We start from the raw sequence: 21,409 nt of genomic DNA, 5'->3' as shown, positions 1-21,409 counted from the left end.
AAACCCCGCGGATGCGGGGTTTTTACATTGGACGTCAGGTACTGGAGGTCGATTGTGGGCCGAAGTGGTCTTTGAACTATGGATCGATAATGGCGGCTTCCGACCCAATCGGTCCAAATGTCTTCCCAACTACTTTATCCGGTAGGAGTCATACTGCTTGGGAAGATGCTGCTTTCTGTTTGGCTATGTACAAAAGCCAGTGCGCAAGTTGGTCGTGCAGCGACAATGTAGACTCAGGAAGTTGCCACCCCACAATCCAAAAACCGAAAACTGCGAAGATGATGGCCGTCTTCGGCTGCTGGGGCTCGTAATTGACGGTCCAAGATATCGGTAACTCGTCCTCTTCCCTAGTAAGCGCTGCGGCGGTCTTGGGTTCGATTTTCCATAACACCGGTTCTTTGAGCGAAATCGTCGACGGTTTCCAATCCGGTTGGGTGATGAAGCTGAGCATCTCACGATCTAGCGCTTGTCCATCAGGTGAATGTAGAAATTTTGATAGGTCAGGTGCCTTACCATCCCTTGCTACTGCATGCATCACCTTCCATGCAATTAAAGCAGCGTTACGTTTCAGAAGTGGCTTCACCTTCGGTGGATAGTCCTTGAAAGGGCCGTGATCAAGGGGGATCAAACCGAGTTCATTCCAGCTTTCTGGGCTATCTACGTCAGCGGGCATGAGAAGTTGTGGCAGAGTCTTCTCGAGGTCAGATCCGAACTTGCTATCGCACTCCCGGCACATCAGTTTAGGCTTGGGAAAGTCTTGGGTCGGGAGGTCTGGGCGTCCAACATAGGAGAAGGAAAATTTCTTACTTGCATTTTTCTTCTCGCCATACAGTCGCTTGCGAATAGAGTTAGGAACGACGTGGCTATCGGCATCCGCAGGCTTTGTCAAGCATTTGATACAGTTAGAATGTGTTTTGGTCATTTTCTTTCCAGATTACGAATGGGTGCAATCCTACAGTCAAGTTGACATTGGCAGACGCTCCTGCGTTACGTACCGTCAAAACGTATAGGGAAAAGCTACAAAGCAGGCATTCTTCGATGACAGCTCATGGCCAATTGTAACCATTTTAGTGCATTAGCATGTGTGCGCGGTGGGTGGGATGGGCTCCTGTCTTGCCGATCTTGAGTTGGCTACTCTCGATCTAGGTTTTCAATCCCCAGCGCGCGCCATCGAAGCCCCGCCTCGCCCCCGCGCTTCATGTGCGGGAAATCATGCACACGCACGAATGCCCCGCAAACGCCCCAGGCGTGCCGCTCGCGGCAGCTGGCAGGGTGCCGGCATTCATGCGCTTTTATGCGCGCTATGCATGCATGGCCGCCAGCAGCGTGGTGTCTCCCCCTTGTTCGACTTTGTCGAGGTAGTCGGCCCAGCTTTGTAGCATGGTCCGGCGCTCTTCCATGTATTGAGCGCGATTGTAGGCGGCCCGCACTTGGTTGGGTTCCTTGTGCGACAGCTGCCGTTCGATGGCGTCTGGGTTGAAGCCGGCTTCATTCAGAATGGTTGAGGCGGTTGCACGGAAACCATGAGTGACGACATGCCCATTCTCCGTATTTTTGCCGCTATACCCCATGCGTTCGAAGGCCTTGAGCAGTGTGGTCTTGCTCATGTGCCGGCCGCGATAGAAGAAGCTGGGGAAGACGAAATCATTTCCTTCTACGCGGTGCATATGCAACTGCCTCAGGATATCTACCGCTTGGGATGGAAGAGGGACGATGTGGGGCGCGGCGGCGGCTTTGAGCGCTCGTTTCAGCTTTCGGGTCTCCGGCGGGATGGTCCAAATGGCTTTATCCAGATCGAAGTCATCCCATTTTGCCTGGACCGTTTCACCAATCCGGGTGAAGCAGATCATAACGAGCTTGATCAAGTATTTGGTTTGCAGCGTGATGTGTTCGTTGGTGGCCAAGGCAGCCATGAAGGCTGGCAACTCCTCGCGCGTTAAGGATGGCTGTGGCTTTGTGATGGGTGTGATCAGTTCGCCAGCAAGGTCTGCTGCAGGGTTGGCTGCGGCGCGGCCTGTTTTGACCGCTCTACGCCATATGGCATTGCAGCGTTCACGGAGCCGGTTTGCTGTGTCGTGAAGTCCCTGCTTTTCAACGGACTGCAGGACGAGCAGCAAGTCCATTGCGCTGATGTCACGGATCGGGCGGTCGCCAAGCGTGGGGAAAAGGTGGATTTCCAGTGAGCGCCAGACCCCTGACGCATGAGTGGGTGCCCATTCGGCAGACATCTTGTTCCACCATTCCTGGGCGATGGCTTTGAAAGTAGAGGATGTCTCGATCAGCTGCTTGCGCGCGTTCTTCTTTTTTTGTTCACCAGGGTCTTCGCCCTGAGCCAGCAGGCGGCGTGCTTCATCTCGCTTCAGCCGCGCTTCCTTGAGCGACACTTCGGGATAAACACCCAGGGCAAGAACCTTTTCCTTGCCTGCAAAACGGTATTTCAGGCGCCAGTATTTTGCGCCATTGGGCATGACCAGCAAGTAAAGGCCTAGACCATCCGTGACTTTGACTTGTTTTTCGCCCGGTGTGATTCGGTCTATTTCCAGTTTGGTTAGCGGCATGTGTTCACCTCGGAGGAGCGGGGGTATTTCTTCAGATACCCCCTGTTATCCCCCCAAATGTACCCCGCGACACCCCCGGTTGTCACTGTTCCAGCCCGAACCGGGATGGAATGAAAAAAGCCGCCAAACCCTTGGTTTTGGCGGCTTTGCGGTCTATTTAGATTTTGGCTGAAACCAAATCTTCGCGCGTCAGCAGGAAAACGAAGCCGTCGCCGCTCTGTGTTTCCATCCACATGAAGGGCAGGGTGGGGAAGCATTCTTCCAGCATGTCGCGGTTGTGGCCGATTTCCACCATCAGCACGCCGCGCTCGTTCAGGAAATCCGGCGCGCGGCGCAGGATTTCGCGGGTGGCGTCCAGGCCGTCCTCGCCGGAGCCGAGGGCGATTTCCGGTTCGTGCAGGTACTCTTCCGGCAGCGCGTCCACTGATTCGGCGTCGACATACGGCGGGTTGGAGATGATCAAATCGTACTTGTCTTCCAGCCCTTCGAACATGTCGGTGTGGATCAAGTTGATCCGGTCTTCCTGACCGTAGTGTTCGACGTTGATCGCCGCCACTTCCAGCGCGTCCAGCGAGATGTCGACGGCGTCGATCTCGGCATCCGGATAGTGGTGGGCCAGCTGGATGGCTAGGCAGCCGGAGCCAGTGCACAGGTCCAGCGCGCGGTGCACCAGTTCCGGATGTTCGATCCACGGCTCCAGCGGTTCGCCCAGCAGCTCGTAGATGAAGGAGCGCGGCACCAGGACGCGTTCGTCGACGTAGAAATTGAACTCGCCCTGCCAGGCTTCGTTGGTCAGGTAGGCAACCGGCACTTTGTCTTCAGCGCGGCGGCGGATCAGTTCCAGCGTGCGTTCCACTTCTTCTGGCAGCAGCTTGGCGTCCAGATACGGATCCAGGGTGTCGATCGGCAGCTGCAGCGCGGACAGGATCAGATAGACCGCCTCATCGTGCGCGTTATGGGTGCCGTGGCCATAGGTCAGTCCGGCATCGTTGAAACGCGATACGGCGAAACGCAGCAAGTCGCGCACGGTGGAGAAGTGGCTTGCGGCCAATTGGTACATGACAGTCCTTTCAATACAACGGGGACATGGATGGCCCATGTCCCCTGATAGCTTGGTTCATCGGCCTGGGGCCTTTGACGTGGCTAACAAAATCCGGTGAAGCGCTTGCCGTGCCGAATCAGAATGGCAGCTTGGCGTCGGTGGCGGTGGCCAGCACGCGGCGGAAGTCGCCCTTGATGCGCTCCAGCGCTTCTTCGTTGTCTGCTTCGAAGCGCAGCACGATCACCGGCGTGGTGTTGGAGGCGCGCGCCAGGCCGAAGCCGTCCTTGTATTCGACGCGCAGGCCGTCCAGCGTGTTGACTTCCTCGGCGCCGTCGAACTGCGCCGTTTCCTGCAGCTTGGCGATCAGCGAGTGATTTTCGCCTTCCTTGGCCATCTTCAGGTTCAGCTCCGGCGTGGAGACGGCATTGGGCAGGGCGTTCAGTAGTTCGCTCGGGTTCTCCACTCGCGACAGCACTTCCAGCAGGCGGGCGCCGGTGTAGATGCCGTCGTCGAAGCCGTACCAGCGCTCCTTGAAGAACACATGGCCGCTCATTTCGCCGGCCAGCAGGGCACCGGTTTCCTTGATCTTGGCCTTGATGAAGCTATGGCCAGTGCGCGCCATCACCGGCACGCCGCCGTTCTTCTTGATCCAGGGCTTGAGCAGGCGGGTGGACTTGACGTCGAAAATCACCTTGGCCTTCGGGTTGCGCTCCAGCACGTCGGCGGCGTACAGCATCAGCTGACGGTCAGGCCAGATGATGTTGCCGTCCTTGGTGACCACGCCCAGGCGGTCGCCGTCGCCATCAAAGGCCAGGCCGAGCTCGGCGTCGGTCTTCTGCAGCGCCTCGATCACGTCCTTCAGGTTCTCCGGTTTGGCCGGATCCGGATGGTGGTTCGGGAAGTTGCCGTCTACATCGCAGAACAGCTCGCGGACTTTGCAGCCCAGGCGGCGGTACAGCAGCGGGGCGAAAGCGCCGGCCACGCCGTTGCCGCTGTCCACCACGATATTCAGCGGGCGTTCCAGCTTGATATCCGAGGTGATGCGATCGAAGTAGGCTTCGGCGATGTCTTCGGTGCGGTAGCTGCCTTCGCCTTCGGCGAGATTGCCGTCCGCGATGCGCTGGTAGAGCTTCTGGATGTCTTCGCCGGCTAGCGTGTCGCCTGCCAGCATCATCTTGAAGCCGTTGTAGTCGGGCGGATTGTGGCTGCCGGTGACCATGACGCCGGACAAGGTGCCCAGCTGGTGGGCGGCGAAATACAGCATCGGGGTGGCCACGCGGCCGACGTCGATCACGTCCACGCCGGCGGAGCGGATGCCGGCCGCCAGCGATTCGCTGAGTTCGGGGCCGGACAGGCGGCCGTCGCGGCCGATCACGATGGCCTTGACCTTGCGGGCCTGGGCTTCGGAGCCGATGGCCTGGCCGATTTGCTGGGCCACGGCGGCGGTCAGTGTCTTGCCGACGATGCCGCGGATGTCATAAGCCTTGAAAATGTCTTTGGATAGTTTGTTCATGATGTTCTGACACGGTCCATGTGTTATGTGGAGCGTAAAGCGGCGCCTCGTCTTGGGGCCGTTGCATCCAGGATTCAATGACCGAACTGTTGGGTCATCGCGATCAGTTCATTCAGTTTCTGGCGAGCCTTGCCGCTGTCCAAGGCTTCGCGCGCCATGGTAACACCATCGGCCAGGCTTGGGGCGATGTCGGCGGTGTAAATCGCCGCGCCGGCGTTGTACAGCACGATGTCGCGCGCCGGGCCGGGCTCGCCGTTCAGCACGGACAGCAGACGGTCGCGCGACTGCTCGGCCGTGGTGGCGCGCAGGTCTTTCAGCTCGCAATTCATCAGGCCGAACTCGCCCGGCTCCAGCTCGTATTCAAGAATCTCGCCGTTTTTCAGTTCGGCCACCTGGCTGGGGCCGGACAGCGTCAGCTCATCCAGGCCATCGCAGCCATGCACGATCATCACATGCTTGCTGCCCAGCTGTTTCAAGACGCGGGACTGGATGCCCACCAGGTCCGGGTGGAACACGCCCATCAGCTGGTTGTCGGCATCGGCTGGGTTGGTCAGCGGTCCCAAGATGTTGAAGATGGTGCGCGCGCCCAGTTCCTTGCGGATCGGCGCCACATGCTTCATCGCGCTGTGGTGGTTGGGGGCGAACATGAAGCCCAGGCCGATCTGATCCAGGCATTGGCCCACCTGTTGCGGAGTCAGTTGCAGATTGACGCCAAGCGATTCCAGCACGTCGGCGCTGCCGGAGCTGGACGAGACCGAGCGTCCGCCGTGCTTGGCCACGCGCGCGCCGGCGGCGGCGGCGACGAAGGCCGAGGTGGTGGAGATATTGAAGGTGTGCGATTTGTCGCCGCCGGTGCCGCAGGTATCCACCAGGTGGCGGCGGTCGGCTAGCGGCACATGCGTGGCGAATTCGCGCATCACGGTGGCGGCGGCGGCGATTTCCGAGACCGATTCCACCTTGACGCGCAGGCCGATCAGGATGGCCGCCGTCTGGGCTGGCGTCAGCTCGCCGCGCATGATCTGGCGCATCAGCGCCAGCATCTCGTCGTAAAACAATTCATTGCCGTCGATCAGCCGGTTCAGCGCGGCTTGCGGGGTAATCATGGCGGGATTCCTATCAGCTTTGCCGGCCCAGTTCGGCCAGCCTTTGCGTGTCGAGGTCGATTTCACAGGCGAGGCGGGCGAGACCGGCGCCGTTGCCGCTGGCGTAGCTGGCCTCCACCCAGCCGCAGTGCTGGCGGCGATAGGCCTCGTAAGCCTGGCGGGCGCGGCGCAATTCGCGCGCGGCGTGGAAGCGGCCATCGGTGGCAGCGTCCAGCTTGCGCATCGCGTCCAGGGTCTTGTCTTCCTGGGCTTGCAGCTGCTTGCGGATGTCGGCGTGCCGCTGCTGCAGGCAGGCGGCGATGGCCGGCGTGTCTGGCTGGCTTTGCGTGCAGTCATCCAGCGCGCCCGCCCAGGCCTGCGCCGACAACAAGGCGGCGATCAGCGGCAGCGGCAAGCGCATCAGGCGAATTCCTTCAGGAAGTTGTCCAGCATGCGGTGGCCGTGTTCAGTCAGGATGGATTCCGGGTGGAATTGCACGCCCTCGATGGGCAGGGTTTTGTGACGCACGCCCATGATCTCGCCGTCATCGGTCCAGGCGGTGACTTCCAGGCAGTCCGGCAGTGTTTCGCGCTCGATCACCAGCGAGTGGTAACGGGTGCAGGTGACTGGATTGGGCAGGCCGCGGAACATGCCCTTGTCCAGATGGCTGACCGGCGACACCTTGCCGTGCATCAGCTGTTTGGCGTGCACCACCTTGCCGCCGAAGGCCTGGCCTATGCCCTGGTGGCCCAGACACACGCCCATGATGGGCAGTTTGCCGGCGAAGTGCAGGATGGCCGGCACCGATACCCCGGCCTCGTTGGGGGTGCAGGGGCCGGGAGAGATCACCAGGTATTGCGGTTTCAGCGCTTCGATCTGCTGCAGCGTGATCTCGTCATTGCGGAACACCTTCACGTCCTGGCCCAGTTCGCCGAAGTACTGCACCAGGTTGTACGTGAAGGAATCATAATTATCTATTACGAGTAGCATAATTCGCCCAATCTATTGATTTTTAATGCACTTGCCGCAGCGTGCCCGTTGGCTTGTCCATTGGAGTGGCCGCCAGGGGCGGGCAAGGTACTGCGCCGCCATTTGGCGCATGCCGCTGCTTTGGGTGCGGCGCTGCCCTGATTTTGTGCGGCGCGAGAATTCATTACGCCTGATCTTACGGTAATTTGGCTGCCGCTGGAAACCGGCGGAGTGACGGGGCAGGCGTCAGCGCGTGATGTAGATTGCGCATGGCGGGCAGGGGGAGAAGCATGCCTGCGCGGCGGCCTGTGGGCGTTCAGCCGACCGCGGCAGGCATGGCGTCAGACTCATGGGCGCGAGGGCAGCTCGCTTGCCAGCCAACGCATGCGGCCCAGCATCACGCTGATGGCCAAGGCCAGCAGGCCGGGCAGCAGCCAACCCAGGCTCAGCGAGAAGAGCGGCAATTGTTCCAGACCATCTTGCAGCGCGGCGGGAAGCAGGCCGGCCGCCTTCAGGGCGTCGCCCAGGCTGATCAGGGACACGACGCCCAGCGTCAAGCCATAGCTGAGGGGCAGATTGGGCAAGCGACTGCGCAGCGCTTGCAGCAGCACCAGGCAGATCGCGCTTGGATAAATCAGATACAGGGCGGGCACGGTGACGCGGATCAACACATCCAGGCCAAAATTGGCGATCAGGGTCGATGCCACGGAAATCAGCGCCAGCCAGTAAGGATAAGCCAATCGCCCCGTCTGCTTGGCGAAGTAATCCGCGCAGGTGCTGCCGAGTCCCACCACGGTGGTCAAGCAGGCCAGCAGCACGATGCCCGCCATCAGCCAGCTGCCTGCGTCGCCAAACAGCCAGGCGACATAACGCACCAGGATTTGCCCGCCATTGCTCGCGCCTGCCGCGACGGGCGCGCTGGTGGCGCCCAGATAGAACAGGCACAGATACAGCAAGGACAGCAGCGCGACCGAGATCAAGCCGGCCTTGAAAGTCAAGAGACGAACCATCTTGGGTTGCGTGATGCCTTTGCCGCTTAGCGTGCGCGCAACCAGGCCGCCAAACGCCATGGCTGACAATACGTCCATCGTTTGGTAACCACTCAGCAGGCCTTCGACAAAGGCGCCGTCGACATAACTGGCGCTGGTTGCGCCCACGCCAGACAGCGGCTTCAGCATGACGCCCAGCGCGACTGCCGACAGCAACAGTAACAGCACGGGGGTCATCAAGCGGCCGACGCTGTCTATCATCTGGCCGGGCTTGAGCATGAAATAGAGTCCGATTCCATTGAACGCCAAGGCAAACAAGACGCTGCCCCAGGGCGAGTGGGCGAATCCCAGAGGCAACCATCCCATCTCGTAGGCGACATTGGCCACCCGCGGCATCGCAAACAGCGGGCCCAGAATCAGATACAACAAGCTCCAGAATACGGTCGCGGCCCAGGGCGGCAGGTCGCGCGACAGCGCCTCGCCCCGGCCCAGGCCTGCCACCGTCAGCAGGGTCAGAAAAGGCAGGCCTACGCCGGTCAGCATGAAACCCAGCGCCGCGATGGGCCAGGCCTCTCCGGCCAGATGGCCTGCCATAGGCGGAAAAATGACGTTGCCAGCGCCAAGAAACAGGGCAAACACCATCATGCCCAAGGCGGCTGTGTGGTTGCGGGACAGCATGGAAGTCTCCGGATTGTGATGCCGGCGGACCTGGAGAAGGAGGGGCATTCAGACCGGTCCCTCGCCAGGGACGTCGGCTAAATGAAAATGAGCGGCCTTATCCCTGGCTGGTATTCAGCGGGATAATAATAATCTCAACGACGCTGCGCACGGCAGGGGCCACCTGGCCGCGTTGCGGCGAAGCAGAGTGGGCATAAGCGATGGGCAGCATGGATTTACCGATTGAAAACAGATAGCGAGCACTCATTAAAACGTCTATGGCTACGCTTGGCAAGGCATGATCAGAAGATTAAACGTCTGGCATGGCGCGGCCGCGCTCAAGCCATGCTCAGGGCAGTCTGGCTTATCTCGCCCATCGTGCACAACGGCGCGGGCCTGCCCGCTCGTCATCGGGTGATGCGTCTGTCTGGGCATGGATTGGAGATTCGGCGCTTGTCCGGCAATTTGGCGCGTCGCCGCCAAGTAGCGCCGCGGCGATGTCTATTCTTGGCGGATCGCGCGGTTCAAGGTGTGCGAGCGGGCGCCGGATAGCTTCATCTCCAAGTAGACGGCCTTCCATGCGCCCAGCCCGCGATCAGCGGGCTGGGGCGTTTGGCGGGGCGGCTCATGCCGTCAGTCGGTGGCGGCTTCTTCTTTAAAAGCCAGCAACGCCAGCCAGCTGGCCGCGCTGCACGCCATGATGTACCAGGCCGGGGCGAATGGATTGCCGCTGACGCTGATCAGCCAGGTGACGATGAATTGTGCGAAGCCGCCAAACAGCGTCACGCCGCAGGCATAGATGATGGCAAGTCCGGTGGCGCGGCAGCCGCGCGGGAAGGCCTCCATGATCAGCAGGAAGCCGGCGGGACTACCCAGCGCCAGCAGTGCGGTCAGCGTCAGGGCCAGCATCAACGCGGCAGGCAGCGAGGGTGCCGCGTGCAGCAGCATGAAGCAGGGCAGCGTCAGCAGCACGCACAAAGCATTGACGGCCAGCAGCAGGGGTTTGCGTCTGGTCAGGCGGTCGGCCAGCATGCCGGCCAGCGGCGAGGCCAGCAGCAGAACCAGTCCCGCCGCGCATCCCGCCAGCAGCGCCGATGCCGGCGGTTGATGCAGCACCTTGATCAGATAGGACGGCAGGTAGTGCGCCACCACATACATATTGGCGGTGCCGCCCATGATCAGCATGCAGCCCAACAGCAGCTTGCGACGATGCTGGCGCATCAGGGCCGCCAGGCTTGGCTGCTCAGCCGGTTCGGCTTGGTGGGTTTCGTCCAGATGGCGGCGGATGTACAAGCCTACGGGCCCCACCAGCAAGCCCAGCAGGAAAGGCAGCCGCCAACCCCAGCTTTCCAGCGCTTCATGGCTGAGGAAATAGGTCAACAGCGCGCCGCTGAGCGCGCCGGCCAGCACCGCGCCGCCCTGGGTGGCCATCTGCCAGCTCACCATGAAGCCGCGCCGGTTGCGCGCGCCGGACTCCATCAAAAAGCTGGTGGCGGCGCCGACTTCGCCGCCGGCGGCGAAGCCTTGCAGCAGACGGCCTGCGACGATCAGCAAGGGCGCCAGCAGGCCTATGCTGTCGTAGGTGGGCGCCAGGCCGATCAGGGCGGTGCCGCCGGCCATCAGCCAGATGGTCAGCGTCAGTGCCGGTTTGCGGCCGGCGCGGTCGGCGATGCGGCCTATCACCACGCTGCCCAGCGGACGCATCACGAAGCCGATGCCGAAGGTGGCCAGCGCCATCAGCAGCGAGCCGTACTCGCTGTGCGACGGGAAATACAATTTGCCGATCAACACGGCGAAAAAGCTGAACACGGTGAAGTCGTACAGCTCCAGCCAGTTGCCCAGCGACACCGCGACGATGGTGCGGCGCGACGAGGCGGTGTGCATTGCCGGCGCGTCGGCCGCGGGGGCGGTCAGCGTCTTGTTCATATGAAGTTCCTCGATCTGGATAGTGACAGGCGGCTTCAGAAATAGTTGTGGTACAGGCCCACGGCGGCGCCGACGGGCGTGATCCCGGTCTGCGGCCTGCCCCGCGCGTCGGTAGGCAGCGGCTGGCCGTTCAGTATCAGGGTGGAGCCGCCCAGGTTGCGGATGGCGCCGGCGCGCGCATACAGGCCCGTGCGCTTGGACAGGTTGTAGTCGTAGCCCAGCATCAGGCCGAGGGCGGAGCTGGAGATGGCCTGTCCGTCCGCGTCGCGCGCGCTTGAAGTGTCGCGGTAGACGGCGGACAGGCGGTAGACGTGCCGCTTTTCCGCGACGATGGCGCCGGCGGTGTAGACGCGGGCGATGCCGTTTTCCTGGCGGCGCGGCACAGTGACGGTATGGGAGGCCGACAGCACCAAGCGGCCGATGTCGTAGACCGCCGCCAGGCCGTAAAAGTCATTGCGCACCGCGTCCGCGCCGGACGGCGACAGCGGCTGCCAGCTTTGGTTGAAGCTCGCGGCCAGGAACAAGGGGCCGTCCAGATGGGCCAGCATGGCGCCCCTGCTTCCCGGCGCGCGCCGGTTGGGCGAAGCGGCCTGCAGCAACTCGACGTTGAAGCCCTGGCCGCGCGGCGAAATCCATTTCGCGGCGTGCCCCAGCCGGCTGTCGAGCTGGGCGGCGCCGGGGCCGAGGTCGGCATTGGGCAACACGCCGCGCGGCGTCTGCACCGCGCCCATGCCTGCCCAGCTGTAGACCGAATGGGTGTTGACGGCGCCGAACGGATCGATGAACAGCGGCAGGCCGGCGTTGAGCTGGCGGCCCAGCCGCAGCGCGCCCCAGCGCGTGGACTCCAGGCCCAGCCAGGCCTCGCGGTTGAAGGTGATGCCGGGCGATTGCGGCGTGCCGTCATTGGCGTTGAAGCCGGCCTCCAGATTGAATTCCGTCCGCCAGCCGTCGCTTAACAGCTCGCGGCCGGCCAGGCCGAACTTGGATGTCCATTCGCCGCCGCTCTGCAGCTGCCAGGCGCGCTTGCCGCCTGCTTGCGCGTAGTTGACGCCCAGATCCAGCGTGCCATACGGGGCAACGCCGCCGTTCTTCAGCATGCCGTTGAACAGGGGCAGGCCTTGCAGGCGGGTCAGCAGGAAGGAATCGGCCCAGGCGGGCGGGGCCAGGCAGGCCGCCAGCAGGGGCGGCCAGGTGTGACGCAGCATAGCTTTCTCCTTTGTCTTGCGATGCCGGCTGTGCCGCCGGCTTGATCGCGCCGCGCGTCAGCCGCGCAGATAGCTTTCCGCCAGTCGCGCCCACAGCGAGGCGCCCACCGGCAGGGCCTGGTCGTTGAAGTCGTAGCCAGGGTTGTGGACCATGCAGCCGCCGCGGCTTTCGGTGCCGTTGCCCAGCAGCACGTAGCAGCCGGGTTTCTTTTCCAGCATCCAGGCAAAGTCCTCGCTGCCCATCATCCCTTGCGGCGGCTGGATCAGCCGTTCCGCGCCGGCTTGCTCGCGGATCAGTTCGGCCATGAAGCGGGTTTCATCGGGCGTGTTGACCAGCACCGGCGCGATGGTGCGGTAGTCGATTTCCGCCGCTACGCCGTAACTTTGCGCCTGCAGCTGGACGGTTTCATGCAGCCGCTGTTTCAAGGTGGCGTGGACGTCGCGGCTGAGCGCGCGCACGGTCAGCTTCATTTCCGCGTGTTCCGGAATCACGTTGTGCGCCTTGCCGGCGTGCAGCGCGCCGACGGTGACCACGCCGGCCTCGGTCGCCGGAATATTGCGCGCCACCAGGGTTTGCAGCGCCATCACGATGGACGAGGCGGCGACGATGGGGTCGCGGCCGAAATTGGGCATCGCGCCGTGCGCGCCCACGCCGGTGAGGCGAACATCCACGCTGTCGGACGAGGCCGCCATGGCGCCTTCTTTCAGCGCGAAGCAGCCGACAGGCAGGCCCGGCGCGTTGTGCAGGGCGTAGACGGCATCGCAGGGGAAGCGCTCGAACAGGCCGTCTTCAAGCATGGCCGGCGCGCCGCCCAATCCTTCTTCCGCCGGTTGAAAAATCAGATGCAGCGTGCCGTTGAAGCGCCGGGTTGCGGCCAAGTATTGGGCGGCGGCCAGCAGCATGGCGGTATGGCCGTCGTGGCCGCAGGCGTGCATCTTGCCAGGCTGGGTGCTGGCATAGGAGAGGCCGGTCGCTTCCTGGATGGGCAAGGCGTCCATGTCGGCGCGGATGCCGAGCGCGCGTGATCCTGCGCCTGCGCGCAGCGTGCCCACCACGCCGGTCTTGCCGACGCCGGTTTGCACCTCATAGCCCCATTCGCGCAGCTTGGCCGCGACCAGTTCGCTGGTTTGCTGCTCCTCGAACCCCAGCTCCGGATGAGCGTGTATTTGGCGGCGCAGCGCGATGAACTCGTTTACCTTGCCCAGGATTTCCGGGAGGATGAAGGGATCGTTTGCCATGGTTTGCTTTCCGTTGATGTGAGGGTGCCGAACCATGCTAGGCAAAACTATTTGCGCTGAATAAGCACAAATATTGATAGCCATAACCATGAGTTATCCACGTGAGTCAACTCAAGCAACATCAACTGCGGGCCTTGGTCGCGGTGGCGGATCACGGCAGCATCAATGCGGCCGCGCGCGCGCTGTACGTCACGCAGCCTGCCATCACCAAGGCGCTGCGCGAATTGGAGACGGAGCAGGGCGTGCCCTTGTTGCTGCGCAACTCCTGGGGCGTGACGCTGACAGAGGCCGGACAGACGCTGCTCGGCTATGCGCGTCTGGTGATACGGGAGCTGGAGAGGGCGCAGCAGGAAATGGATCGGCTGCGCTCCGGCCGCGAGAGCAGCCTGCGCATCGGCCTGACCCCGCTGGCCGGTTTCGAGATTTTGCCGCAGTCGTTTGCGGCCTTTCGGCGCGCCATGCCGCAGGTGCGGGTGGATTTCCTGGAGCAGGATGGGAAACAACTGCTTGAGGGCCTGCGCAGCGGGCAGCTGGATTTCGCGCTGGGTGCCTTCTCCGCGCCGCCAGACGATCCATTCGTGCGGGTGGAGCGGCTGTGCGAATCCCCATCCGGCTTTGCCGTCCGCGCGGAAAGCCCGTTGCGGCATGCCACCGCGTTGGCGGAATTGCGGCAGGCGGAGTGGCTGCATACTGATCAGAGCGGCCAGTACGAAAGCTTTGTGCATGGCATGTTTGCGCGCGAAGGACTGGCGCCGCCGGAACGAGTGACTTGCTGCACGTCCAATGTCTTGCTGTGCGGGCTGCTGATGACGATGGATGCCGTGGTGCCGATGTCCAATCAGGCCTTGCAGGCCACTCTGACGGCGCAGCGTTTTGTCGAGCTGCCGCTTAAGCAGCGGCCGCCGAGGCTGAGCCTGTTGCTCTTGGTGCGGGAGGGCGCGCTGCTGAGCCGGGCCGCGGAATGGTTCATCGCCCGCATTCGCGAGGCGCAAACCGTTTGAATCGGTTTCGGCCATGCCGACTTTGGGTCTTTTTTTGTTCGCAACGCATGCCCTATGCTGAATCGTGAAGTTTCAGGGAGCGCATCATGCCGAAGATATTGGCGGGGTGCCTGCTGGCCTGCGCATGGGCCTTTGCCCATGCCGCGCCGGTCACGGTGGCCGCCGCCAGCAATACTGAGCCGGCGCTGAATGAGATCGTCAAAAAATTCACGGCAAAGACTGGCGTAACGGTAAAGGTGGCTTATGGTCCCGCGGTGGCGCTGGCCTCGCAGATTGCCAATGGCGCCGCGTACGAAATCTACATCTCGTCCAGCGACGAATATACCCATAAGCTGCAGATGCAGGGGCGCTGTCTGGAAGAACCGCGCATCTTTGGTTTGGGTTCCCTGGTGCTATGGTCGCTGGCGGCGGATTTTCATGAGAGCGGCTGGCTGGAGTGGCTGCGCCAAGGCAGAGGCAAGATCGCGCTGCCGGATCCCGAGTCCAGCATTTATGGCCAGATGGTTTTATACAGCTTGAATCATTACCAACTAGCGGAACGCCTGCGCCCGCGTTTTGTCAGGGCGCCGGATGTGGCCCATGCCGCCGAAATGGTGGCGTCCGGCAAGGTGGCGGGCGGTTTCGTTTCCAAGTCTCAGGTGCTGGAGCGCTCACGTTTGGGCAAGGGGCATTGGGTAGAGATTCCGCCGGATAGTTACCCGACTATCCGGCAGACGGTGGCGCTGCTGACGCCGGCGGCAGGCCATCCGCAAGCCCGGCAATTGTTCGATTACCTTTTCAGTCCCGAATCGCAGAAAATCTGGCGCGCGTATGGCTATGCCAAGCCGTGAGGCGCGAATCATGAGCCATGGCTTGCGATGCGTGATGCAAAACACCCCGCGAAAGCGGGGCGGGGTGTCAGTGATGATCGTGGCGGTAGGCGAAAACCGGCAACTGCCACTCGCGCCACAGCGCGGTCATTCGCAGCGCCAGGCCGAAGGCGAAGCTGGCGGCGATGTTCCAGTCGTGAGCAACCTCCAGCGCGTTTAATCCCAGGTAGAGAATGGCCACCAAGAGCGATACGCTGGCATACAGCTCGCGACGGAACACGATGGGCACGCGATTGCACAAGACGTCGCGCAGAATGCCGCCGGCAATGCCGGTGATCATGCCGGCCATGACCACGATGACCGGGTGATAGTGCATGCCTAGCGCCACATCGCAGCCGATGATGGTGAAAGCCACCAGGCCCAGCGCATCCAGCACCAGGAATAACCGGTTCAGATGGCGCATGAAGCGCGCGGCCAGCACGGCGGCGATGCCGCCGGCCACCACCAGCAACACGTACTCCGGGTGTTGCGTCCAGCCTATCGGGTAGCGGCCGAGCACGATGTCGCGCACGGTGCCGCCGCCCAGCGCGGTGAGGAAGGCGATGACGGTGACGCCGAAGATGTCCATGTGGCGGCGGCCCGCAGCCAGCGCGCCGGTCATCGCTTCCGCGGTGATGGCGATCAAATAGATCAGGCTCAGCATGGCAAGCTCCCGCGCGCGGTGGCGGCGGATTGGCGTGAAAAAGGGAAAAGAGCGTCTACTGGCGCGGCGGGCAAAAGCGCGCGGCCGATGGCGGGTGCGGACAAGGCAGTCTCCTGGGTGGATTCCGGGTTGCGGAACAGCCTCTCCCCTTGTCCTTTTACCTGAGAGTTGCATGGCCGGCGGCCACTTGCCCCTTCGGTGGACCGCTCGCGGCGGCCTCTCTCCAATCGGCTTGAATCAATGGTGCACTGCGGTACTGCTTGCCTGAGCGATTATGGGAGTTTGCGTCTTCGGCGGGGGCGGCGCCCCTCTCTCCCGCAGCGCGTCAAATATTAGCCATTGCTGTTTTAATAGTCAATATTTAGAACCTATTGATGATCATTTTCCTGCATGGACCAATTGCGGCGGAGGGATGGCGCAGAGTGGATGGGATCAGTAGAAGCGACGCCAGGGGCTGTTGACGTTTGGTGAGTGGATCGCGTTTGAGCCGATTTGGACCGGAGGCAAGGACTGGGCAAAGCGGCCTCCGGCCCAAAGCGGCCAAACCCGCAGGGCCGGGTGCCTTTCGCGCCGACTCTTCGTTGTTCCGCGCTGGCAGAGAATGACTATGCGGCGCGCGAAACGCCTCGATTCGGCGCTAAATGCGCTCCGGCGCGACCGCTCACCAAACGTCAACAGCCCCTAGCCAAACCTGCGAAAGCGTTTGAGGTGGGTTGGCGATAAAACCGGAGCGCCTGTCGGCGCCCCGGCATGGTGCGTCAGGAGTCCTTCTGCTGCTTGGCGGCGGCAGCCGGCTTGACGGTTTTGACTGCGGCAGGCGCTTGGCCGTTGGCCTTGGCCGCGGGCTTGCGGGCTGGCGCAGGCTTGGCTGGCGCGGCAGCTGTTTGAGCCTCGGCTTTTACGGTTGGGGCGGGATGGGCTGCGCCTGGCTTGGTCGCCGGTTTGGCCGCCGCCGGTTTGCGCGTGGAGGTGGTCTTGGCTGGCGCCGGCTGGATTTCAGACTTGGCCGTCGGAACGATAGCTTTGGCGGCAGGGGACTGAGCCGGAGCCGGAGCCGGCTTGACTGCAACCGTTTCCGTCGCGCGAGGGGCGGCCGGCTGAATCGCGGCCTTGTCCAGAATGGCCTGGCGGTCTTGTTCGGACAGACCAAGCACATTCGCCGCCTGTTCCAGCCGTTGCTGTTGCTCCGCAGGAATGTCATGGCGATTCACCAGCAGCAGGTCGCGCACCAGCATCCAGGCCTGGTGGCGGATGTGCTGGTCGGGCAGCAGCGTGCTCAAGCCGTTCAGCGCGCGCTGATGATCGGCACGCACCAGGGCGACCTGTTTGCGGACGGTAGCCTTCAGCTGCATCAGCGTCAGCGGATATTCGCGCTGCACGCCGCGCATGGTGCGGCGGATGGCGTTGAACGGCCGTTCATCGATGACGCCCATGCCGATGCCGACATAGACCAGCAGCCGGATGAAGCCATCAGCCAGCGTGCCTTGTTCGAAGCTCGGGTCCAGCGCCTCGCGCTTCAGGCGCGCCAGCTCGCGGCTTTCCCAGGTGAGCGCCTGCTTGCGCTCTTCGCCGGCGGGCTGCACGCCTATCAGCGTGGCCAGTTGCGGCGATTCGTAAATCCCGCGGAATAGTTGTTCCTGGGCGGCGTCGCGCAGGTCGCGGTAATGATCCAGCGACTGGACGATGAAGTCAGACATCCGCTCCTGCCACTGCCACAGCGGATTGTCCGCGGAAACCGGGCGGCGTTGTTCGCGCACCTTGGCGGCGAGTCCGGGCAGCCACCACAGCCAGGGGTTCTTCGGCGAGATCAGCGTGCGTTCGAAGCGGGCGGGATGCAGCTCGCGCAGCAGGCGGGCGCTGGCCTCGTTGCTGAAGGCGCGCACCACGGGGGACAGATAGCGGTCGTACACGCCCTGGTTGATTTCGGAGACGCGTTTCACCACCTCGAAAGCCTGCTCGTCTTCGCGGCCGTCATCCAGCGCCAGGATGTCGGATACATCGCGGGCTTCGAAACGGATGATGTAGCGGCCTTCGATGTATTCCTGGCCCGGCGCGTCCGGGGCGATGTCTTCGATGATGGCTTCGTACAGGCCGGGCGCCAGCACGTCGATCAGGTCCAGCGCGTTGGCGAACTCGCTGTGCTCCTTGTTGGCCACGCCGGCGGACACGAAGATGCCGAGGTGCCCCACTTTGTTGTGCAGGCAGTAGACGATGGTCTGCTCGTTGTTGCGGATGTCCTCGACGCTGTCGTACAGGTCGGCGATCCAGTTCAGCGCCTGCTGCGGCGGGGTGATGTTGTCGCCCCAGGAGGCGAACACCATGATGGGCGAGCGGATGTTGCGCATGTCCACGCGCATCGTGCCGTCATGGCTGGTGATCTTGCCGTGGACCAGATCGTTGCCGACGAACAGCTTCTGGGTGATCCACTCCATCTCCACCTTGTTCAGCAGGTAGTGGCCGCCCCACCAGCGTTCGAAATCGAGATAGCGTTGCGGCTCGGTATCCACCTTGGAGTACAGATTGTAGGACTTCTTCCAAAGGGTGTTGGCCGGGTCCAGCTTCTCGAAGTTTTCCACCAGATGGGCGCCGTCGAAGTGGCCGTTGCCCAGGTCGCCGGCCAGCGAGGCGCTCCAGGTGCCGCCGTTCAGGCCACCGGCGTAACGCATGGGGTTCTTGCCGCGCACGCCGGCCCAGTAGGACAGCGGCGAGCCGGCCAGCAGGATCGGGCCAACCAGATCCGGCGCCACCGAAGCCAACATGGCCAGCGCCCAGCCGCCCTGGCAGTTGCCGATGACGAAGGGCTTGCCGTCGCTGTTCGGGTGCAGTTCGTTGACGCGCTTGAGGAAATGGCCTTCGGCCTTGGCCACGCTTTCTATGGTTTGGCCCGGCACAGGTTGCGGGAAGAACATCACGAAGTAGCAGGGATGTCCCTGCTGCAGCGCGATGCCGATTTCGCTGTCCATCTTGAAGCCGCCAATGCCGGGGCCGTGGCCGGCGCGCGGGTCGATGACCACGAAGGGGCGCTTGGCCGGATCGGTGGCTGGGCTGCCCTCCGGCGGCTTGATCGCCGCCAGCGCGTAGTTGGCCGGATCGGGCAGCTCGCGCGCGTCCATGATGATGGTGTAGTCGAACACCAGCACCGGCGGCTTGCCGCTTTCACAGTGTTCCAGATAGGTGGCGCCGCGCTGATACAGCGTGTCCCAATACAGAACACCGCGCTGGCAGGCGTCCAGCCAGTAATCAAACAACGGTTGGGCAAACGGGATTTTCCCGTCTCGAACTGCAGTAGTTGACCACATTGCAACCCCTTGCGTTTTGATGAGTGGAAACGGTGTGCGGCCAAGGCAACGGCCTTGGCTGCCACTGTACTCGTTATCTGCTGCAATGCAATAAATGCGAATGGTCTTGAGGCGATGTGTGGCGCGCAGCCATCAGCTTGTTGCACTGCAACTATTGTTTCGAGTGGCAGAGGTCGACAGAGTTTCCAGCGATTTGACCATCACCACGCTGCGATAGGCTTTGTCCGGCCATTGCAGCGGGGCTTCCACGCGGTAGCCGCGCCGCTGATAGCGGCGGACCAGGTGGGTGGCGTCCTGGGCGGTATCCAAGCGAATGGCGGCGCAGCCTTGCGTTCGCGCCCAGTTTTCCGCCGCGTCCAATAGTCGTTCGCCCAGGCCGTGGCCTTGCCATTCCGGCGCGACGGCCAGTTGCGACAGCACGGCGCCGTCGGGTTGTCGGAATTGCAGGCAAGGCGAGTTGAGTCGGGCGCGATGCACCGTGACGGTGCCGGCCAGCTGGTTTTGGTGCCAGGCCAGCAGGCAGTGGCCGCCCTGGATGCGGCGGCGGGTCACGTCGGGGCTTTGATCCACCGCGGTGTAGCGCAGCCCCATCGCGGCCAGTTGGGCGTAGGCGTGGTGCAGCAGATCGGTCAATTGTTCTATCGAATCGGATTCGGTTAAGGGTCGCAGCGTGAACATGGGAAGGTTTCTTCAGGGGGCGAGACCCTCATGAAGCAAGCGTCATGCCTGGTGGAGATGGGGCCGTCCCCAGTCGCCGGCCATTTCCTCGCTGATCAGGTCTTCCGCGATGAAGTCCAGAAAGGCGCGGACGGCCGGCGACAGGCCGCGGCGGGTAGGGAAGGCCGCATGCAGGATGCCCCAGGGAAAGTCGTATTGCGGCAGAATATGGCTAAGCCGTCCATCGGCCAGCGCTTGGTGGCAGACATTGGTGGGCAGCGCGGCGATGCCGATGCCGGCGATGGCGGCCTGCAGCAGCACGATCATGTCGTCGGTCATCAGTCGGGGCGCATCGATGTGAATGGTGTAGGTCTGGCCGACATTGTCCAGCAGCACCCACTGGCCGCGGCCGTCCGGCCGGCTCATCGTCAGCGCGGGCAGCGCGGCCAGCCGCTCTGGCGCTTGCGGTTCGCCGTGCTTTTCCAGGAAGGCGGGGCTGGCCACCAGGATGACCCGGCTCTTGCCCAAGGTGCGCACGACCAGGCTGGCGCTGTCTTCGATGACGTTGCGCACCCGGAGCGCCACGTCCACCCCTTCCTCGATCAGGTCCACCCTGCGGTTGGTGGCCTCCAGCGCCACCCGCACCTGAGGGTGGCGCGCCAGAAAGCGCGGCAGCGCGGCGCTGAGCATGGTCTTGGCCAGCAGTTCCGGGCAGCTGACCCGTATCAGGCCGCGCGGTTCGGCGCTGCTTTGCAGGATGGTCTCATCGGCGGCCTCGGCTTCGGCCAGCATGGCCTGGCAGCGTTGATAATACTGGCTGCCGATTTCCGTCAGCGACAGGCGGCGCGTAGTCCGTTGCAGCAGGCGCACGCCCAGGCGGCTTTCCAGTTCCGCTACCCGCCGCGACAGCGTGGACTTGGGGATGCCCAGCACCCGGGAGGCCGCCATGAAGCCGCCGTGCTCCACCACTTTGGCGAAGTACATCAGATCGTTCAGGTCTCGCATGATTGTCTCGCTGGTGGAACAATGTTTCCGATTTTAGCAGTCTAGTTCGGATTGTTGCTCGTGCTTATCATGCACACATCTCCACCGCACCGCGAAAGACCCGAATATGAAACTGCTGCATCTCGATTCCAGCATCCTGGCCGACAACTCGGTTACCCGCGAATTGTCCGCCGTAGTGGCCAACACGCTGCGTCAGCGTCACGCCAATGTCGAAACCATCTACCGCGATCTGGCGGCCAATCCGATCGCTCACCTGTCCGGCGAAATCGTCGGCGCGCGTTTCGTGCCGGAGACGGACTGGACGCCGCTGCAGCGCAGCGAGGCTGCCTTGACCGATCAACTGATCGAGGAGTTCGTCGCAGCCGACGTGCTGGTGATCGGCGCGCCGATGTACAACTTTTCCATCCCGACTCAGTTGAAGAGCTGGATCGACCGCGTGGCCGCCGCCGGCCGCACCTTTAAGTACACCGAGAACGGCGCGGTGGGTCTGGTGCCCAACAAGAAGGTGATTGTGGTGTCCGCCCGCGGCGGCGTGCACAGCGGCGAGCAGGGCAGCCTGATGGACTTCCAGGAAGATTATCTGGTGAAGGTATTGGGTTTCCTGGGCGTGAGCGACGTCGAAATCATCCGAGCCGAGGCCATCGGCATGGGTCCGGACAAGCGCGCCACGTCGATCCACCTGGCGAAGGAAGCCATCGCCAAGCTGGCGCTGTAACAGCCAATGCAAAGCAGGCCCGGCGCATTGCAGCCGGGCC

General features: G+C 62.8%; 19 protein-coding genes and 2 riboswitches. Of the genes, 3 read left to right on the top strand and 16 right to left on the bottom strand.

Going from position 1 to position 21,409, the window contains the following annotated elements; all coding sequences use genetic code 11:
• Positions 1-148: 148 nt before the first annotated feature.
• The 12 genes from JHD59_RS07620 to JHD59_RS07565 form a co-directional block, all read right to left on the bottom strand.
• Positions 149-922, bottom strand: a complete 774-nt coding sequence (locus tag JHD59_RS07620; RefSeq protein WP_199153805.1) for a hypothetical protein — start codon at positions 920-922, stop codon at positions 149-151.
• Positions 923-1,301: 379 nt separating this feature from the next.
• Complete coding sequence (locus JHD59_RS07615; protein WP_199153804.1) at positions 1,302-2,558, bottom strand: tyrosine-type recombinase/integrase; 1,257 nt, start codon at positions 2,556-2,558, stop codon at positions 1,302-1,304.
• 157 nt (positions 2,559-2,715) lie between these two features.
• Positions 2,716-3,618, bottom strand: coding sequence for a 50S ribosomal protein L3 N(5)-glutamine methyltransferase (prmB, locus tag JHD59_RS07610; RefSeq protein ID WP_199153803.1), 903 nt, complete (start codon positions 3,616-3,618; stop codon positions 2,716-2,718).
• A gap of 118 nt (positions 3,619-3,736) precedes the next feature.
• Positions 3,737-5,113, bottom strand: a complete 1,377-nt coding sequence (locus JHD59_RS07605; protein WP_103321512.1) for a phosphomannomutase/phosphoglucomutase — start codon at positions 5,111-5,113, stop codon at positions 3,737-3,739.
• Positions 5,114-5,187: 74 nt separating this feature from the next.
• Positions 5,188-6,216 carry an anthranilate phosphoribosyltransferase gene (gene trpD, locus JHD59_RS07600; RefSeq protein ID WP_199153802.1) on the bottom strand — a complete coding sequence of 343 codons (1,029 nt, stop codon included), beginning with the start codon at positions 6,214-6,216 and terminating at the stop codon, positions 5,188-5,190.
• A gap of 13 nt (positions 6,217-6,229) precedes the next feature.
• Positions 6,230-6,616 carry a lysozyme inhibitor LprI family protein gene (locus tag JHD59_RS07595; protein ID WP_199153801.1) on the bottom strand — a complete coding sequence of 129 codons (387 nt, stop codon included), beginning with the start codon at positions 6,614-6,616 and terminating at the stop codon, positions 6,230-6,232.
• A complete protein-coding gene (locus tag JHD59_RS07590) occupies positions 6,616-7,185 on the bottom strand; it encodes an aminodeoxychorismate/anthranilate synthase component II (protein ID WP_199153800.1) in 570 nt (189 codons plus the stop codon). The genes JHD59_RS07595 and JHD59_RS07590 overlap by 1 nt, the downstream gene beginning before the upstream one ends.
• Before the next feature lie 326 nt (positions 7,186-7,511).
• Positions 7,512-8,831 (bottom strand): branched-chain amino acid transport system II carrier protein, encoded by a 1,320-nt coding sequence (gene brnQ / locus JHD59_RS07585; RefSeq protein ID WP_199153799.1) that lies wholly within the window; start codon positions 8,829-8,831, stop codon positions 7,512-7,514.
• 97 nt (positions 8,832-8,928) lie between these two features.
• Positions 8,929-9,078, bottom strand: coding sequence for a hypothetical protein (locus JHD59_RS07580; protein WP_199153798.1), 150 nt, complete (start codon positions 9,076-9,078; stop codon positions 8,929-8,931).
• Between the two features lie 365 nt (positions 9,079-9,443).
• A complete protein-coding gene (locus tag JHD59_RS07575; protein WP_199153797.1) occupies positions 9,444-10,736 on the bottom strand; it encodes an MFS transporter in 1,293 nt (430 codons plus the stop codon).
• 35 nt (positions 10,737-10,771) lie between these two features.
• Entirely contained in the window at positions 10,772-11,941 is a 1,170-nt protein-coding gene (locus tag JHD59_RS07570; RefSeq protein ID WP_199153796.1) for a porin, read from the bottom strand.
• Between the two features lie 57 nt (positions 11,942-11,998).
• Positions 11,999-13,180, bottom strand: coding sequence for a M20 aminoacylase family protein (locus tag JHD59_RS07565; RefSeq protein WP_103321504.1), 1,182 nt, complete (start codon positions 13,178-13,180; stop codon positions 11,999-12,001).
• Between the two features lie 101 nt (positions 13,181-13,281).
• Here JHD59_RS07565 and JHD59_RS07560 point away from each other — a divergent pair, with 101 nt between their 5' ends.
• On the top strand, positions 13,282-14,181 hold the full coding sequence (locus JHD59_RS07560) for a LysR substrate-binding domain-containing protein (RefSeq protein WP_199153795.1): 900 nt from the start codon (positions 13,282-13,284) through the stop codon (positions 14,179-14,181).
• 86 nt (positions 14,182-14,267) lie between these two features.
• On the top strand, positions 14,268-15,011 hold the full coding sequence (modA, locus tag JHD59_RS07555) for a molybdate ABC transporter substrate-binding protein (RefSeq protein WP_199153794.1): 744 nt from the start codon (positions 14,268-14,270) through the stop codon (positions 15,009-15,011).
• A 67-nt stretch (positions 15,012-15,078) separates the two neighbouring features.
• On the opposite strand, the gene JHD59_RS07550 is transcribed toward modA, so the two are convergent.
• The 4 genes from JHD59_RS07550 to JHD59_RS07535 all read right to left on the bottom strand — a co-directional run bounded on the left by JHD59_RS07550 (position 15,079) and on the right by JHD59_RS07535 (position 20,654).
• Entirely contained in the window at positions 15,079-15,693 is a 615-nt protein-coding gene (locus tag JHD59_RS07550; RefSeq protein WP_103321501.1) for a trimeric intracellular cation channel family protein, read from the bottom strand.
• A gap of 139 nt (positions 15,694-15,832) precedes the next feature.
• A riboswitch (glycine riboswitch) is annotated at positions 15,833-15,930 on the bottom strand.
• Positions 15,931-15,934: 4 nt separating this feature from the next.
• Positions 15,935-16,021, bottom strand: a riboswitch (glycine riboswitch).
• Positions 16,022-16,451: 430 nt separating this feature from the next.
• Entirely contained in the window at positions 16,452-18,992 is a 2,541-nt protein-coding gene (locus tag JHD59_RS07545) for a DUF3141 domain-containing protein (protein WP_233163945.1), read from the bottom strand.
• A 132-nt stretch (positions 18,993-19,124) separates the two neighbouring features.
• Positions 19,125-19,670, bottom strand: a complete 546-nt coding sequence (locus JHD59_RS07540) for a GNAT family N-acetyltransferase (RefSeq protein WP_199153793.1) — start codon at positions 19,668-19,670, stop codon at positions 19,125-19,127.
• A 42-nt stretch (positions 19,671-19,712) separates the two neighbouring features.
• Positions 19,713-20,654, bottom strand: a complete 942-nt coding sequence (locus tag JHD59_RS07535) for a LysR substrate-binding domain-containing protein (RefSeq protein ID WP_043629214.1) — start codon at positions 20,652-20,654, stop codon at positions 19,713-19,715.
• A gap of 106 nt (positions 20,655-20,760) precedes the next feature.
• Here JHD59_RS07535 and JHD59_RS07530 point away from each other — a divergent pair, with 106 nt between their 5' ends.
• Positions 20,761-21,369, top strand: coding sequence for an FMN-dependent NADH-azoreductase (locus JHD59_RS07530; protein WP_103321498.1), 609 nt, complete (start codon positions 20,761-20,763; stop codon positions 21,367-21,369).
• Positions 21,370-21,409: the final 40 nt, after the last annotated feature.

It is taken from the genome of Chromobacterium sp. ASV23 (assembly GCF_016428945.1).
Classification (GTDB): domain Bacteria; phylum Pseudomonadota; class Gammaproteobacteria; order Burkholderiales; family Chromobacteriaceae; genus Chromobacterium; species Chromobacterium sinusclupearum.
Note: the sequence above shows the minus strand (reverse complement) of the source record. Positions and strands in the feature narration are given on the sequence as shown.